This window comes from Rhodococcus sp. RDE2 (assembly GCF_020885655.1).
Taxonomy (GTDB): Bacteria; Actinomycetota; Actinomycetes; order Mycobacteriales; family Mycobacteriaceae; genus Rhodococcus; species Rhodococcus pyridinivorans.
The window spans coordinates 3,874,937-3,889,566 of the sequence record NZ_AP025186.1 but is presented as its reverse complement, the minus strand read 5'-3'; the positions used below and the strand labels follow the sequence as shown (position 1 = coordinate 3,889,566).

The window sequence follows — 14,630 nt, the reverse complement described above, 5'->3', positions numbered from 1 at the left end:
ACGGTCGGGGAATGGTCCTGCCCTCGAGAGTCCGGTCCGGTGTCCGCGCGGCCTTCGCCGCGACCGTCTCGATCACCCTCCTCGGCGCGTGTACGTCCGCGTCCGGCGATACGGAATCCGACGGTGCCGCCGATGTGCAGGAGACCGCGGCGGCCGCGACCTGCACCGCCGAACCGAACGGCACCCCGATCACCGACACGCAGCCGACGGAGACCGGGGATCGCGACATCTCCACGAACCCCGAGATCGCGACCGGTTACCGCGCCGGCATGACAGCGGTGACCACCTCCTCCTTCGCCGTGTCGACGGCCAATCCCGTCTCCACCGAAGCAGCGTGTGAGGTCCTGCGCGACGGCGGGACCGCAGCCGACGCACTCGTCGCCGCCCAGATGGTTCTCGGCCTCGTCGAGCCCCAGTCCTCGGGTATCGGTGGTGGAGCGTTCCTGGTCTACTACGACGCCGCGTCCGGTGAAGTGAAGGCATACGACGGCCGCGAGACGGCACCGATGTCCGCGACCGAGAACTACCTGCGCTGGATCAGCGACACCGATCGCACCGAACCCCGCCCCGACGCGCGTGCGAGCGGCCGGTCGATCGGCGTGCCCGGCGTCGTGCGGATGCTCGAAACCGTCCACGCGGAACACGGGAACGCCGCCTGGGGCGAGTTGTTCCGCCCCGCCATCGATCTCGCCGACCAGGGCATCGTGATCAGCGACCGCCTGGCGCAGTCGATCGCCGATTCCGCCGAACAGCTCGCCGTCGACGACGAGGCGCGCGCCTACTTCCTGCAGGCCGACGGCTCACCCAAGGCCGCGGGTGAGACCCTCACGAATCCCGCCATGGCCAAGACGCTCTCGGCGATCGCCACCGACGGCGCGAATGCCTTCTACACCGGTGACATCGCGGCCGGCATCGTCGAGTCCACCGGCACCGATTCCGGCGGGCGTACACCCGGAACGATGAGCCTCGAGGATCTCGCCGTCTACCAGGCGAAGGAACGGCAACCGCTGTGCACCCCCTACCGCGAGTACGAGATCTGCGGCATGCCCAATCCGTCCTCCGGTGGCATGGCGGTCGCGGCGACACTCGGCATCCTCGAGAACTTCGACCTCGCGTCGCTGCCGCCGGGTGATGTCGACGCCGACGGCGGCGTCCCCGACGCGGACGCGGTGCACCTGATCTCCGAGGCCGAACGACTCGCCTACGCCGATCGCGACAAGTACGTCGCCGACGCCGATTTCGTCCCCCTGCCGGGCGGCTCACTGGAGACCCTGGTGAACCCGGACTACCTGTCCGAACGCGCAGGGCTGATCGATCCCGGCAAGAGCATGGGCGAGGCGCAGCCCGGCGACTTCGGTCCGGTCCCGCTCGGTATGCCGCCGCAGAGCCCCGAGCACGGCACCAGCCACATCTCGGTCGCGGACAGCTACGGCAACGTCGCGTCCATGACGACCACGATCGAGTCGGCCTTCGGCTCGTTCCACATGACCGACGGCTTCCTGCTCAACAACCAGCTCACGGATTTCTCGGCCGAACCGGTCGACGAGGAGGGACTGCCCGTCGCCAACCGCGTCGAACCCGGCAAGCGGCCGCGCAGCTCGATGGCCCCGACGCTCGTCTTCGAACGCACACCCGACGGTGGTCGCGGCGACATCCGGATGGTGGTCGGGTCGCCGGGCGGTTCGGTGATCATCCAGTTCGTCGTCAAGACGCTCGTGAACACCCTCGACTGGGGCCTCGACCCGCAGCAGGCCGTCTCGGCCGTGTCGTTCGGCGCCGCGAACACCCCCGTCACCGGGGTCGGCGGCGAACATCCGGCGATCGACGGTGCCGACGACGGAGCGAACGATCCGCTCGTGCAGCAGCTCCGCGACATGGGCCACGAGGTGTCCGTCGCCCCGCAGTCCAGTGGACTGAGCGCGCTGCTGCGTCAGGGGCAGGGATGGGTCGGTGGCGCCGACCCCCGCCGCGAGGGCGCCGTGATGGGCGATACCGGCGGGCAGTGACGTATCGGCGCAGAACTGTCGACGTATCGGCGCAGGACTGTCGATGTATCGGTGCACGCCGTAGGGGGCGATCCGCCGCGCGCCGACCCGCTTCGGTGACCCACCCTGTCGGATAGGTGCCGACCTCGCCATCGGTCCGGTGCGTCCCGTGCCCGCTCCGCCCGACAACCCGTGCACCGTAAGCTGGATCACACAGGTGCGCGGATCGTGCGGATCGTCAGGAGTGAACAGTGGCCGTCGTCATGCCGGGACACCAGAACACGACCCATCCCCGTGCTTCCGCGACCCCTCGGGACAACCACCCCGCTTCGGGGCCGGCCCTGGTCAAGTTCCATGCTCCCGAGATCGTCTTCGGGGAGGGCTCGCTCGTCGAAGCGGCCCACGCCGCGGTCCGGCTCGGCGGTGTCCGCCCCATGCTCGTCACCGACCCGGGGCTGATCGAGGCCGGCTGGGTCGACGAACTCCTGCAGCACCTGCGTGACCAGGGGGTCGACGCCACCGTGTGGGCCGGTCTCACCCCCAACCCCAAGGACCACGAGGTCGCGGCCGGCCACGAGCTGTACCGGTCGCGGGGCTGCGACGTCCTCGTCGCGCTGGGCGGTGGCTCGGTGATCGACGCTGCGAAGGGTGTCGCGATCCTCGCCGCCAACGGCGGCAACATCCTCGACTACGAGGGCGTCGACCGAGCGCCGTTGCCCATCCCGCCGATGGTCATGGTGCCGTCGACGTCCGGGACGGGAGCCGACGTCTCCCAGTTCTGCGTGGTCACCGACACCGCGCGCGGCAGTAAGATCACCATCATCGGCCGGTCGCTCGTCCCCGACCTCACGGTGATCGATCCGCGACTGCTCACCACCATGCCCGCCGACCTCAACGCCGCCACCGGACTCGACGCCCTCACCCACGGCATCGAGGCGTTCGTCTCCCGCGCCCACAACCCCCTCACCGACCATCACGCACTGCGGGCGGTCGGCATGGTCACCGGCACGCTCGTACGCACGATCGACGACCCGACCTACATGCCCGCTCGCGCCACCATGGCCCAGGCGAGCCTCGAGGCCGGACTCGCGTTCACCAACGCGATTCTCGGCGCCGCCCACGCGATGAGCCATCAGGTCGGCGGGCTGCTGGATCTGCCGCACGGGGTCATCAACGGCGTGCTGTTGCCGCACGTCATCCGGTTCAACGGCGCCGATAACCCCGAGCCGTTCGTCCAGGTCGCCGCGACCCTCGGTCTGGAGGAGGCGCGCGGTGCCGCGCCCGAGGCCGTCGAGGCCGTCGCGGCGCGCATCGACGCTCTCGCCCGTCAGGTGGGTGTGCCGCGCGGACTGCGCCAACTCGGTGTGCGGGAGGAAGACCTGCCGCGACTCGCGGAGGGATCCCTGCGCGACGCGTGCATGTCGACGAATCCGCGCACCGCGACCCGCGAGCAGATGATCGAGTTGTTCCGGACGGCGATGTGAGTGCTCCCGACCTGTCGGCACTGACCGGACTCCGCTCCGGGAAGTCGACCTTCTATCCGCAATATCGCGGCGCCGCCGAGCGACTCGAACGCGTCGTCCACGCACTCGAGCTGATCTCCCGGGCGCTGGTGCGCACGGTCGAAGGGCCGGAGACGCTCATCTGCGCCGTTGCCGAGGCCGCCCGCGCACACCTGAGTGCGACGTGGGTGGCCTTCGCTCTCGCCGACGGTGTCCTGCCCGATGCCGGACCGCGCAGGCTCGTGCTCGGCCCCGACGCGACCCCCTTCCTCGTCGACAACGTCGAGGGACCGCCCCTGCCCGACGAGGTCGTGGCCCTGCTCGACGCCGTGCGCACCGGAGCCGTCGAGCGACGCGAGCTGGTCGAGAACCACCACGCGTTCGTGCCCATCGTCCTCGACGGGGGAGTCGCCGGTGCCATCGCCGCGTGGACACCGGAGCACCGCGCCCTCGACACCACCGACCGCGCCGTTCTGTCGATCCTCGCAAGCCAGACCGCGGTGGCGCTGCAGAACTCCGCTCTCTACCAGCGCGGGCAGCTCCTGCTCGAACGCGCCGAACAGGCCTACCGCGAAGCGAACCGCGCCGCCGCCGACCTGCAGGCACGCAACGAGGAACTCGAAGCGACCCTGAAGAAACTCGCCGTCACGCAGCGGCAGCTGGGCGTCGCCCACCGCAACCAGGCGCTCGACGAGGAACGCCACCGCATCGCACGCGAACTCCACGACAGTGTCACACAGGCCGTGCTCTCGGCGGGCATGCAGATCGAGGTGTGCCGCAGCGACATCCCCGACACCGAACGCAGCGAACGACTCGATCTCGCCAAGGAACTCACCCGCGGCGCCGTCGAGCAGTTGCGGTCGGCGATCTACGCGCTGAACCGGCCGTCCGATTCCGAACGGATGTCGTTGCCGGAGATGCTCGAACAGCTCAGCGTGGCTCACATGCCGGGCGAACTCGAGGTCAGGACGAGGATGGGCGGCACGCCGGTCGAGCTGAGCGGCGAGGCCGAGCACGCCCTGCTCAGGATCGCCGGCGAAGCGCTGTTCAACGCGGCGGTGCACGCCAACGCGAGTCGCGTGGTGCTGCGGCTCAGTTACGGACGCGACGCGGTCCTGCTGTCGGTGGCCGACGACGGCGACGGCGACCCCGCGCGTCTACGGGTGATGCTGCGGCTGGCCGCCAACGACCTCGACGGGAGCCACCGCGGTCTCGCGAACATGCAGGCCCGCGCCCGCGAACTCGGCGGCACGCTCGAGGTGCGTCGTTCGCGACTCGGCGGTGTGCGGATAGCGGCCCGGATTCCGTTGCAGGACAATGCTGTAGCTCAACAGGTGGGAGAACCGTCATGACCGTCACGCCGCCGCAGGCGACCCCGCGGGCGCGGCCCGGCACGGTGCGCATCGCACTCGTCGACGACCACGCGATCCTCCGCCAGGGACTCCGCTCGATCCTCGACCGCGAGCCGGATCTCGAAGTGGTGGGGGAGGCTTCGACGGACGCGGAGGCGCTCGCACTCGTCGACCGCATGCGCCCCGACATCGTGCTGCTCGACCTCAAGCTCTCGGCCGGATCGGACTTCGAGGGACTGGGATTGTGCGGACGGCTGTCCTCGGCGCATCCGGGTATCGGCCTGCTCGTCCTCACCACCTTCCTCGACGAACAGCTCGTCGTGCGGGCCGTGCACGCCGGCGCGCGCGGTTACGTCGTCAAGGACGTCGACACCACCGAGCTGGTGCGCGCCATCCGGGCGGTTTCCCGCGGCGAGAGCGCCTTCGACTCGCGCAGTGCCGCGGCGGTCGTGCGTTCGCTCAACGGGCAGGGTGCACCCGCCGAACAGTTGACCGGCCGCGAACTCGAGGTGCTGAAGCTTCTCGCCGCCGGCATGTCGAACGTGAAGATCGGTGAGCAGCTGTTCATCTCGGCCACCACCGTGAAGTTCCACGTCAGCAACATCATGCGCAAACTCGGGGTGAGCCGCCGAGCCGAGGCGGTCTACGCCGCGAGCAAGCAGGGGTTGATCTGACCCCCGCTCTCCCGACACTCAGCTGCGCTCGGTGAGCCTGCTGCTGTAGGCCGCACCCCAGTCGTCGAGCCACGCGACGGCCGGCTCGAGGGTCCGGCCGAGCTCGGTCAGCTCGTACTCCACCCGTGGCGGTACCTCGGCGAAGACCGTGCGCGACACGATTCCGTCGGCCTCCAGTTCGCGGAGCTGCCGGGTGAGCACTCGCGCGCTGACGGGACCGACACGCCGGCCCAGCTCGCCGAACCGACATGGCCCGTCGATCAGGTTCTTGACGATCGTGAGCTTCCACGCGCCCCCGAGGACCGCCACGGCGATCTCCACCGGGCACACCTGCATCGCCGTCTCCACGGCCTTCCGTGTCATCGGAACTCCTCGGTCATCAAGAATCGCTGGTCATCAGGAATCCCTGCTCATCGCCGATCGTTACATCTCGGTCCGTATGTGATCGCAAAGTGCGTACTTCCCATAGCGTTCCCGTCCCCAGACTATGGAGACATGGCCGAGAAGGACAGTGCAGAAAAGGACAGTGCAGAAAAGGACAGTGTCGAAAAGGACAGTGTCGAGAAGGGCAGCGTTCTGTGGGTGCACGCCCACCCGGACGACGCCTCCCTGGGGCACGCCCTCGTCCGCTCGGGGGCGGCACGACTACGCGAGTCGGGCACGCGCGTCGCGATCTCGGATCTCTACGCGATGAACTGGAATCCGGTGCTCGCCTACGCCGACTTCGGTACGGCGCCGGGGAGCACGTTGTCGGAGCGGCAGAAGAACGCCACGGCCACCGGGCTCCTCGCCGACGACATCCGTCGCGAACAGGCCGCGCTGCGCGCCGCCGACCACTTCGTGGTGTCTTTCCCACTGTGGTGGTACGGCATGCCGGCGATCCTGAAGGGATGGTTCGACCGCGTGTTCACCAACGGCTTCGCGTTCGGTGTCCGCGACGAGCGTGGCCGCGTCCGCAAGTACGGCGACGGGGGACTGGCCGGCAGAACGATGCTCGCCGTCGTCACGGCGGGCGATCGGGCCGCAGCGCTCGGACCGCGCGGAATCAGCGGGTCGATCGATCACGTGCTGTGGCCGCTCCTGCACGGTACGGGCTTCTACACCGGGATGCGGGTACTGCGACCGCATCTCGTCGCGAGTGCCGACCGGCTCGACGAGGAGACCTTCCTGCGCGAGGAGCGCCGTCTCCACGATCGTCTCGCCGGTTTGTCGTCGGAACCCGGAATCCCGTACAGGCCGTTGCGCGGAGGCGAGTACGACCGCGAGCACGTGCTCGTCGACCACGTCCGCCCGGGCGAGTACGGCCCCGACGTCCACACCGCCTCAGCGCCCGCTCGGAGCAGACGAGTGCAACGGTACGAGTACCGACAGTGCGCCGGTGTACAGGATCAGGCGCAGTAGCGGTCCGCCTCCGAGAAGTTGTCGGGTGATCTCCCGGACCCGTCGGCCCTCGTCCTCACCCGGCGGTGCGGCGAGCACGATCGCGGGACCGGACCCGGGCCGGGTCGCGGTGACGAGCAGGCACTCCTCCGACGCGGTGAGTACCGGAATGTCGTTCTCGCCGTCGGTCTTTCCGATCGTCACGGCGTCGTAGTCGGAGTCGTCCGCGTCGTCGTGGTAGACGAGCAGTCGCACGTCCGGCCGCTCGGGGAGCGGCCGGCAGTCCGTCACCACTCCGGACGAGGACATCTGCCGGTCCGCGGCGCGGCGGGGAAGGACGACGCGGCGGGTCGTCCGGCCGAAGTGGCTCTCGGCGATGTGGTTCATCGCGCCACCTCCTTCCGTCCACACCGGGTATTCGTCGCCGGACGGGAATCGGATGGGCGGGCAGGCGGATGGCCGGGTGGATCAGTCGACGACGAGCCACCCGCCGTGATGTTCGAACACCTCGAAGGGACGCCCCGTGCTGCGCCCCAGTTCCTCGAGCGTGGGCAGGTCGAAGGTGCGCACGTGCCCGTGGCAGGCCGTCGCCTCGTCCTCGAACGGCACCGCGACCACCACCCGCTCCCGGGCGATTCGGAGGGCCTCGGCGAGGATCGTGGCACCGAGGGCGTCGTCGACGTGCTCGAGCAGGTGGATCGCGGTGACGGTGTCGGCGCTGCCGTCGGGGACCGGGACGTTCGCCGCGTCGCACACGAGTGTGTCGACGTGCAGTCCGAGCCGCGGTGCGACCGCTTCGAGCAGGCGCATCGTGCCGGGCAGGATGTCGGTGGCGGTGACGGCGGTGCCGGCGGCCGCGAGTCGCAACGGCAGGAAACCGAAACACGACCCCAGGTCGAGCACGCTCCCACGGACGAGTTCGGCGGCCCGATCGTGGATGGGCGCGAAATCGGCTGTACCGTCGAGCAGTTCGCCGAGCGAGTTGCGGTAGTAGGTGACCCACGAGTCGAGGGCACCCGGCACCGTGGAACGGACGAGTCCCACCATCGTCAGTTCGAACTCGTCCTGGCCGAACTCGGCGTCCTGGATCGAGGAGGTCACCTCGGCGACGAGGCGCTCGCTGATCTGCTCGGCCGTGAGGGAATGCGTGACGTGGAGCCGGTCGTCCTCGCGCCGGACGTTCAGCGGTCCGGCGGGTACGCGTTCGACCGTCACGTGGTCGTGTGTCCACCGGCCCGGGCTGCAGGGAGCGAGCGAATCGAGCAGGGTCATTGTTTCGCAACCTTTTTCCGAGGTGTGGCAGGGGGAGGCGTGGAAGGGGAGTGCGGGTCACTGTAGTCGAGACCGGCGGTCAGTGTCCCCATCCCGATGGCCAGGTATTCGTGCAGGTCCGATCCGGGTTCGTCGAGCCACGCCTCGTAGGCGGAGATCGCGACACCGAGCAGCAGATAGCCGACCGTGCGGGGGATGTGGTCGTCGGGATCGGCCCCGATACGACGGGCGACGAACTCGGCGACGACACGTCTCCACCCTTGGTACATCACCGACGAATAGCCCTGCAGTGCGGGCGTGTGCAGGATGAGCTCCATCCGCGCGCGGTGTCGTTCGGTCTCGCTGTCGGGGAAGGTGTTGAAGTCGTGCAGGGCGGTGGTGAGCGCTGCCGAGAGCGGGACGTCCTCGGGGATCGTTTCGAGGCTCGCGCGCATGCCGGCGAGGTGTTCGTCGAAGTTTCCCCAGGCCACCTCGTTCTTCGACGGGAAGTAGCGGAAGAAGGTGCGTCGGGCAATGCCGGCCGCCTCGGCGATGTCGTCGATGCTCGTCTCGTCGAAGCCCGCCTCCATGAACAGCTCGATGCCGATTGCGGCGAGTTCCTCCTTCGATGTGGACGGGCGGCGACCTATCCGAGCGGACGGTTTCCCGCGGCTACGCGTCATTCTTCCTCCCGGAGGCGTGACATTCTGCACTCGATGCCATTACAGTGGTGAACCGGCTCACAGCGCAAGTCCGCTGTGACGACCGACTCCGATCCAGGAGAAGAAACCGAGGAGGAAACATGTCCGATCGTGACAACGCCGTGATCGAATCCGATCTGATCGAGGAGTCCCTCGTCGAAGAGGTCTCCATCGACGGCATGTGCGGCGTGTACTGACATGACCGCACCCGGAGCCACCGACGTGTCCCCCGTAGCAATGGACACCGAGATGTTCGATCCGGGTGCCGGCTGGCGGCTCCACCCGCAGGTAGCGCTTCGCCCCGAGCCGTTCGGGGCGTTGCTCTACCACTTCGGCACCCGCAAGTTGTCGTTCCTGAAGAACACTGTCATCGTCGACGTCGTCCGATCCCTCGGCGACCACGGTTCGGTGCGAGAAGCGTTGCGAGCGCACGGGATCGACGAGAACGCCGAGCGGCCCTACGTGCGTGCCCTGGGCACCCTGGCCGATTCGCACATGATCGTTCCTGCCTGACGTCTGTAAGGACCAGCCCATGACCTCGCTGCTCGAACCGCCCACCACCTCCGCCCCACCGAAGGTCGGTCGCCTCGTCGACCAGTTCGAGAAGGGCCTCGACGCCCCGATCTGCCTGACCTGGGAGCTCACCTACGCCTGCAACCTCTCGTGTGTGCACTGCCTGTCCTCGTCGGGCAAGCGCGACCCGCGCGAACTGTCGACCGAACAGTGCAAGGCGATCATCGACGAGCTGCAGCGCATGCAGGTCTTCTACGTCAACATCGGTGGCGGCGAACCCACCGTGCGATCGGACTTCTGGGAACTCGTCGATTACGCCACCGAACATCAGGTGGGCGTGAAGTTCTCGACCAACGGTGTGCGCATCGACAAGAAGGTCGCCGCCCGGCTGGCCGCTTCCGACTACGTCGACGTGCAGATCTCCCTCGACGGTGCCACCGCCGAGGTCAACGACGCCGTGCGTGGGCCGGGTTCGTTCGCGATGGCCGTGCGCGCGCTCGAGAACCTGTCCGAGGCGGGTTTTCGCGACGCGAAGATCTCCGTCGTCGTCACCCGCCAGAACGTCGACCAGCTCGACGAGTTCAAGGCTCTCGCAGACCGCTACGGCGCGACCCTGCGCATCACGCGACTGCGCCCGTCCGGCCGCGCCGTGGACGTGTGGGACGACCTGCATCCCACCCACGAGCAGCAGCGGCAGCTCTACGACTGGCTCGTCGCCCACGGCGAGGGCGTGCTCACCGGCGACTCGTTCTTCCACCTGTCCGCCTTCGGCGGCGAGGGTGGTGGCTCGCTGCCCGGACTGAATCTGTGTGGTGCGGGACGCGTGGTGTGTCTGATCGACCCGGTCGGCGACGTCTACGCGTGCCCCTTCGCGATCCACGAGAACTTCCACGCCGGAAACATCCTGACCGACGGTGGTTTCGCGTCGGTGTGGAAGAACTCCGAGCTGTTCCGCGAACTGCGCGAACCGCAGTCCGCCGGTGCGTGCGCGTCGTGCAACTTCTTCGACTCGTGCCGCGGCGGTTGCATGGCCGCGAAGTTCTTCACCGGCCTGCCGATGGACGGCCCCGATCCCGAATGCGTGCAGGGCTACGGACAGTCCGCGCTCGAGGCCGAGCGCACCGTGCCGCAGTCGAGCGTCGACCACTCGCGTACCGGCAAGCGCGCCGAACGGCGCACCCCGGCCGCACCGGTACCGCTGACCCTGCTCACCAAGCCCCCCGCCAAGTTCTGCGACGAGAATCCGCTCGCAGGGCTCTAGATCTTCGAGGAGACGACCGACGATGGCCAAGCCTTCCTGGTTGAAGAATCCGTGGGCCCAGGACCCGTGGTTCGAGACCGTCGCAATCGCACAGCAGCGCGCCCGCAAACGCCTGCCCAAGTCCGTCTACGGCGCGCTGGTCGCCGGGTCCGAGGCCGGCATCACGGTCGACGACAACACCACCGCCTTCCGCGAACTCGGATTCGCCCCGCACGTCGCGGGACTGTCCGACAAGCGGGAGATGGCCACGACCATCATGGGACAGGATGTGTCCCTGCCCGTGATGATCTCGCCGACCGGCGTGCAGGCCGTACACCCCGACGGTGAGGTCGCCGTGGCCCGCGCCGCCGCCGCCCGCGGCACCGCGATGGGTCTGTCGTCGTTCGCGAGCAAATCCATCGAAGAAGTCGCGGCGGTCAACGACAAGACCTTCTTCCAGATGTACTGGGTGGGCAGCCGCGACACACTGATCCAGCGCATGGAACGTGCCCGCGCCGCCGGTGCGAAGGGTCTGATCATGACCCTGGACTGGTCGTTCTCCAACGGTCGCGACTGGGGTAGTCCCGCTATCCCGGAGCGGATGAACCTCGAGGCGATGGTCAAGTTCGCCCCCGAGGGCATCACCCGCCCCAAGTGGCTTCTCGAATGGGCGAAGACCGGCGGTGTGCCGGACCTGACCACCCCCAATCTCACCCCGCCGGAGGGTCAGGCCCCGACCTTCTTCGGTGCGTACGGCGAGTGGATGACCACGCCCCTGCCCACCTGGGAGGACGTCGCGTGGCTGCGCGAGCAGTGGGGTGACGCACCGTTCATGCTCAAGGGCGTCATGCGCGTCGACGACGCCAAGCGCGCCGTCGACGCCGGGGTCACCGCCATCTCGGTGTCCAACCACGGCGGCAACAACCTCGACGGCACCCCGGCGCCGATCCGGGCACTGCCGGCGATCGCCGAGGCGGTGGGCAAGGACGTCGAGGTGCTGCTCGACGGCGGTATCCGCCGCGGCAGCGACGTCGTCAAGGCGATCGCGCTCGGCGCCAGGGCCGTGCTCATCGGTCGCGCGTACCTGTGGGGTCTGGCCGCGAACGGCCAGGCCGGTGTGGAGAACGTCCTCGACATCCTGTCCGGCGGAATCGGTTCCGCCCTCATGGGACTGGGCAAGAACTCGATCCACGAGCTCACCCCCGACGACGTCTTCGTGCCGGACGGTTTCCGCCGCGATCTCGGCATCTGACCGAACCGACGACATGGGCCCCGCGCTCACCGAACCGATCACCCTCGCCGGACGCACCGCTCCGTCGAGGGTGATCTTCGGTCCGCACGTCACGAATCTCGGTGACGGCCGGTCGTTCTCGGACCGTCACGTCGCGTACTACGCGCGACGTGCGCGGGGTGGGTGCGGGATCGTCGTCACGGAAACGGCCTCGGTACACCCCTCCGACCATCCCTACGAACGCGCGCCGCTGGCCGAGCGCTGCGGGGACGGTTACCGGCGGATCGTCGAGGCCTGCCGTCCGCACGGGACACTCGTGCTCGCAGGCCTCGGCCATCGCGGCCTCCAGGGTTCGAGCGCGTGGACCCGCGCACCGCTGTGGGCGCCCTCGCGCGTGCCGGACCCGGTGACACGCGAACTGCCCGCCGAGGCGACCGAGCGTGAGATCGCCGAGCTCGTCGAGTCCTTCGCCCGCGTCGCCGTCGTCGCCGTGGACTCCGATCTCGATGGAGTGGAACTCGACGCGGGACCGACCTCGCTGCTGCGGCAGTTCCTCTCCGGGCTGACCAATCACCGCGACGACACCTACGGCACCGACCGTGTGCGGCTGCTCCGCGAAGTGATCGCCGCCGTTCGCACGCGGATCGGTGCGGATCGCATCCTCGCCCTGAGACTCTCGTGCGACGAGAACGCGCCGTGGGCGGGCATCACTCCCGACATCGCCGCCGGATACGTCCGCGCGATCGCACCGTCGATCGATCTGCTCACGGTGGTGCGCGGTGGATTGTTCTCACCCGAGTCGTATCGGCCCGCCGCGCATGTCCCTGCCGGGTTCAACGACGACCTGTGCCGCCGCATCCGTGACGAGATCGCCGGATCGATCCCGATCGCTCTGCAGGGCAGCATCGTCGACGTCGGACACGCGCAGCGGGCGCTCTCCGACGGCGCGTGCGACCTGGTCGAGATGACCCGCGCGCAGATCGCCGACCCCGACCTCGTCGCCGCCGCCCGTGGTGGTCGTCGGCCGCGTCCCTGCGTGCGCTGCAACCACGCGTGCCTCGTCGACGACTTCCACAATCCGGTTGTGGGGTGCATCGCGAACCCGGAGGCCGGCGACGAGACACGGGACCCACCCGGACCGGTGACCTCCGCACGCGACGTACTCGTGGTGGGTGCCGGACCCGCCGGCCTGGAGGCAGCCCGCGTGGCAGCGACGCGCGGTCACCGTGTCGTCCTGGTCGAGGCGGACGAGCGGATCGGTGGGACGATCGCCGCCGTCTCGCGCGGTGGCAGGCCCGACTTCGCTGCGCTCGTCGGCTGGCTCGAACAGCAGTGCCTCGAGTCCGGCGTCGACATCCGTACCGGCACGGAAGCCGGTGCTGCCGACATCGAGAGCGCACTCGCCGCCGGCACCGCGGTCGTGCAGGCCACCGGCGGGCTGCCACGTCCGCCCTCCTTTCCGGTGACCGCGCCCGAGCGGTACGCGACCGCCGCGGAGGTGCTGTCGGGGAAACGGCCTCTTACGTCCCCGGTGGTCGTGTGGGATCCGATGGGTGGTCCGGTGGCGAGGGCCGTCGTCGACCGTCTCGTGGAGCGCGGTGTGGAGGTCCACTACGCGACGGGTGATCAGGTGGCCGGATCACGACTCGCGCCGACGGGGGACCTCGTCGCCTTCGACGTCCGCATGCAGCGGGCGGGCGTGGCGAGACATCTCGGGTGCCGGATCGGTTCGGTCGATGCCGACGGAGTCGTCCTCCTCGACCGGGTGTCCGGGGAATCCACGTCGGTCGCGGACGCGGTTCTGGTCGATTGCGCACCCCTGCTCCCGGCAGAAGTGTCCGAGCGGCCGGGATCGTGGTCGATCGGCGACCGCGCGGCCCCGAGAACCGTGCGCGAGGCCGTCCGAGAGGGATACGGGGTGGCCGCGGCACTGTAACATGGGGCACACTGAAACGTGTTCTAATCTGGGTCGACGGGAAGGGCCGACATGGGAGATTTCGACGGCAAGGTCGTCTTCATCACCGGGATCGCACGCGGGCAGGGCCGCAACCACGCCATCCGGTTCGCGCGCGAGGGCGCGTCCGTCATCGGCGTCGACATCGCGGCCCCGGTCTCGGAGTACGTGACCTACGAGCAGGCCACCGAGGACGACTTCCACGAGACTGTCCGCCTCGTGGAGGAGGCCGGCGGGAAGATCCTCGCCCGCGTCGCCGACGTGCGCGACAGCACGGCGCTGAAGGCCGTCGTCGACGAGGGCGTCGCCCAGTTCGGACGGCTCGACGTGGTGGTCGCCAATGCAGGCATCTGCAGCTGGAACCGCTTCTGGGAGATGCCCGACGACCAGTTCGAAGAGCTGATCGACATCAACCTCACCGGTGTCTTCAAGACCCTCAAGGCAGCCGCCCCCGCGATGATCGAGGCCGGCAACGGCGGCTCGATCATCGTCGTCAGCTCGGTGGCGGGCCTCAAGGCGATGCCGGGGCAGATCAACTACGCGGCAGCGAAATTCGGCCTCGTCGGCATCACGCAAGCGGCGGCGAAGGAACTCGGCCCGTACCGGATCCGGGTCAACTCCATCCACCCCTACAGTGTGAACACCCCGATGGGCACCGACGTCAGTGTCCTGAAGCTGTTCGAGCAGAACCCGTCCTGGGAGCCGTCCTTCGCGCCGATCCTCACCCACAAGCCGATCGCGGATCTCGACGACATCTCCGAAACCGTGTTGTTCCTCGCGAGCGATCGGGCCTCCACCATCACCGGCAGCCAGATGGCTCTCGACCAGGGCAACTCGAAGGTCTGAC

15 protein-coding genes are annotated in these 14,630 nt (G+C 68.8%); 11 read left to right on the top strand and 4 right to left on the bottom strand.

Going from position 1 to position 14,630, the window contains the following annotated elements:
* The first annotated feature begins 11 nt into the window (after positions 1-11).
* From ggt to LPH33_RS17990, 4 genes are all read left to right on the top strand, one after another.
* Positions 12-2,006, top strand: a complete 1,995-nt coding sequence (gene ggt, locus LPH33_RS18005; RefSeq protein ID WP_229565317.1) for a gamma-glutamyltransferase — start codon at positions 12-14, stop codon at positions 2,004-2,006.
* 230 nt (positions 2,007-2,236) lie between these two features.
* Positions 2,237-3,469, top strand: coding sequence for an iron-containing alcohol dehydrogenase (locus LPH33_RS18000; protein WP_229565316.1), 1,233 nt, complete (start codon positions 2,237-2,239; stop codon positions 3,467-3,469).
* Positions 3,466-4,839: a MadS family sensor histidine kinase gene (locus LPH33_RS17995; protein ID WP_016690912.1), complete on the top strand. Its 1,374-nt coding sequence runs from the start codon at positions 3,466-3,468 to the stop codon at positions 4,837-4,839. Before LPH33_RS18000 ends, LPH33_RS17995 begins: the two co-directional genes overlap by 4 nt.
* Positions 4,836-5,513, top strand: a complete 678-nt coding sequence (locus LPH33_RS17990) for a MadR family response regulator transcription factor (protein WP_016690913.1) — start codon at positions 4,836-4,838, stop codon at positions 5,511-5,513. Before LPH33_RS17995 ends, LPH33_RS17990 begins: the two co-directional genes overlap by 4 nt.
* 18 nt (positions 5,514-5,531) lie before the next feature.
* Here the strand turns inward: LPH33_RS17990 and LPH33_RS17985 are convergent, their stop codons facing one another.
* Positions 5,532-5,876, bottom strand: coding sequence for a winged helix-turn-helix transcriptional regulator (locus LPH33_RS17985; RefSeq protein ID WP_088897102.1), 345 nt, complete (start codon positions 5,874-5,876; stop codon positions 5,532-5,534).
* A 132-nt stretch (positions 5,877-6,008) separates the two neighbouring features.
* On the opposite strand from LPH33_RS17985, the gene LPH33_RS17980 reads away from it, so the two are divergent.
* The gene (locus tag LPH33_RS17980; protein WP_229565315.1) at positions 6,009-6,914 is read left to right on the top strand and encodes an NAD(P)H-dependent oxidoreductase; all 906 of its coding nucleotides are present in this window, start codon (positions 6,009-6,011) and stop codon (positions 6,912-6,914) included.
* On the opposite strand, the gene LPH33_RS17975 is transcribed toward LPH33_RS17980, so the two are convergent.
* From LPH33_RS17975 to mftR, 3 genes are all read right to left on the bottom strand, one after another.
* The gene (locus LPH33_RS17975) at positions 6,837-7,280 is read right to left on the bottom strand and encodes a hypothetical protein (protein ID WP_229565314.1); all 444 of its coding nucleotides are present in this window, start codon (positions 7,278-7,280) and stop codon (positions 6,837-6,839) included. The genes LPH33_RS17980 and LPH33_RS17975 overlap by 78 nt on opposite strands.
* Positions 7,281-7,361: 81 nt before the next feature.
* Entirely contained in the window at positions 7,362-8,165 is an 804-nt protein-coding gene (gene mftM / locus LPH33_RS17970) for a mycofactocin oligosaccharide methyltransferase MftM (protein ID WP_229565313.1), read from the bottom strand.
* Positions 8,162-8,827, bottom strand: a complete 666-nt coding sequence (gene mftR / locus LPH33_RS17965; RefSeq protein WP_229565312.1) for a mycofactocin system transcriptional regulator — start codon at positions 8,825-8,827, stop codon at positions 8,162-8,164. Before mftR ends, mftM begins: the two co-directional genes overlap by 4 nt.
* 119 nt (positions 8,828-8,946) lie before the next feature.
* Between mftR and mftA the strand changes: the two genes are divergently transcribed.
* From mftA to LPH33_RS17935, 6 genes are read left to right on the top strand one after another with little or no spacing between them, the layout of a single operon-like run.
* Positions 8,947-9,042 (top strand): mycofactocin precursor MftA, encoded by a 96-nt coding sequence (mftA, locus tag LPH33_RS17960; protein WP_006553546.1) that lies wholly within the window; start codon positions 8,947-8,949, stop codon positions 9,040-9,042.
* Between the two features lies 1 nt (position 9,043).
* Positions 9,044-9,358 (top strand): mycofactocin biosynthesis chaperone MftB, encoded by a 315-nt coding sequence (mftB, locus tag LPH33_RS17955; protein WP_060650754.1) that lies wholly within the window; start codon positions 9,044-9,046, stop codon positions 9,356-9,358.
* A 19-nt stretch (positions 9,359-9,377) separates the two neighbouring features.
* On the top strand, positions 9,378-10,619 hold the full coding sequence (gene mftC, locus LPH33_RS17950; protein WP_229565311.1) for a mycofactocin radical SAM maturase: 1,242 nt from the start codon (positions 9,378-9,380) through the stop codon (positions 10,617-10,619).
* Between the two features lie 22 nt (positions 10,620-10,641).
* Positions 10,642-11,850: a pre-mycofactocin synthase MftD gene (gene mftD / locus LPH33_RS17945; protein ID WP_120279984.1), complete on the top strand. Its 1,209-nt coding sequence runs from the start codon at positions 10,642-10,644 to the stop codon at positions 11,848-11,850.
* A 13-nt stretch (positions 11,851-11,863) separates the two neighbouring features.
* Positions 11,864-13,765 (top strand): mycofactocin system FadH/OYE family oxidoreductase 1, encoded by a 1,902-nt coding sequence (locus LPH33_RS17940; protein WP_229565310.1) that lies wholly within the window; start codon positions 11,864-11,866, stop codon positions 13,763-13,765.
* 51 nt (positions 13,766-13,816) lie between these two features.
* Positions 13,817-14,629 carry a mycofactocin-coupled SDR family oxidoreductase gene (locus tag LPH33_RS17935; RefSeq protein ID WP_229565309.1) on the top strand — a complete coding sequence of 271 codons (813 nt, stop codon included), beginning with the start codon at positions 13,817-13,819 and terminating at the stop codon, positions 14,627-14,629.
* Position 14,630 lies beyond the last annotated feature (1 nt).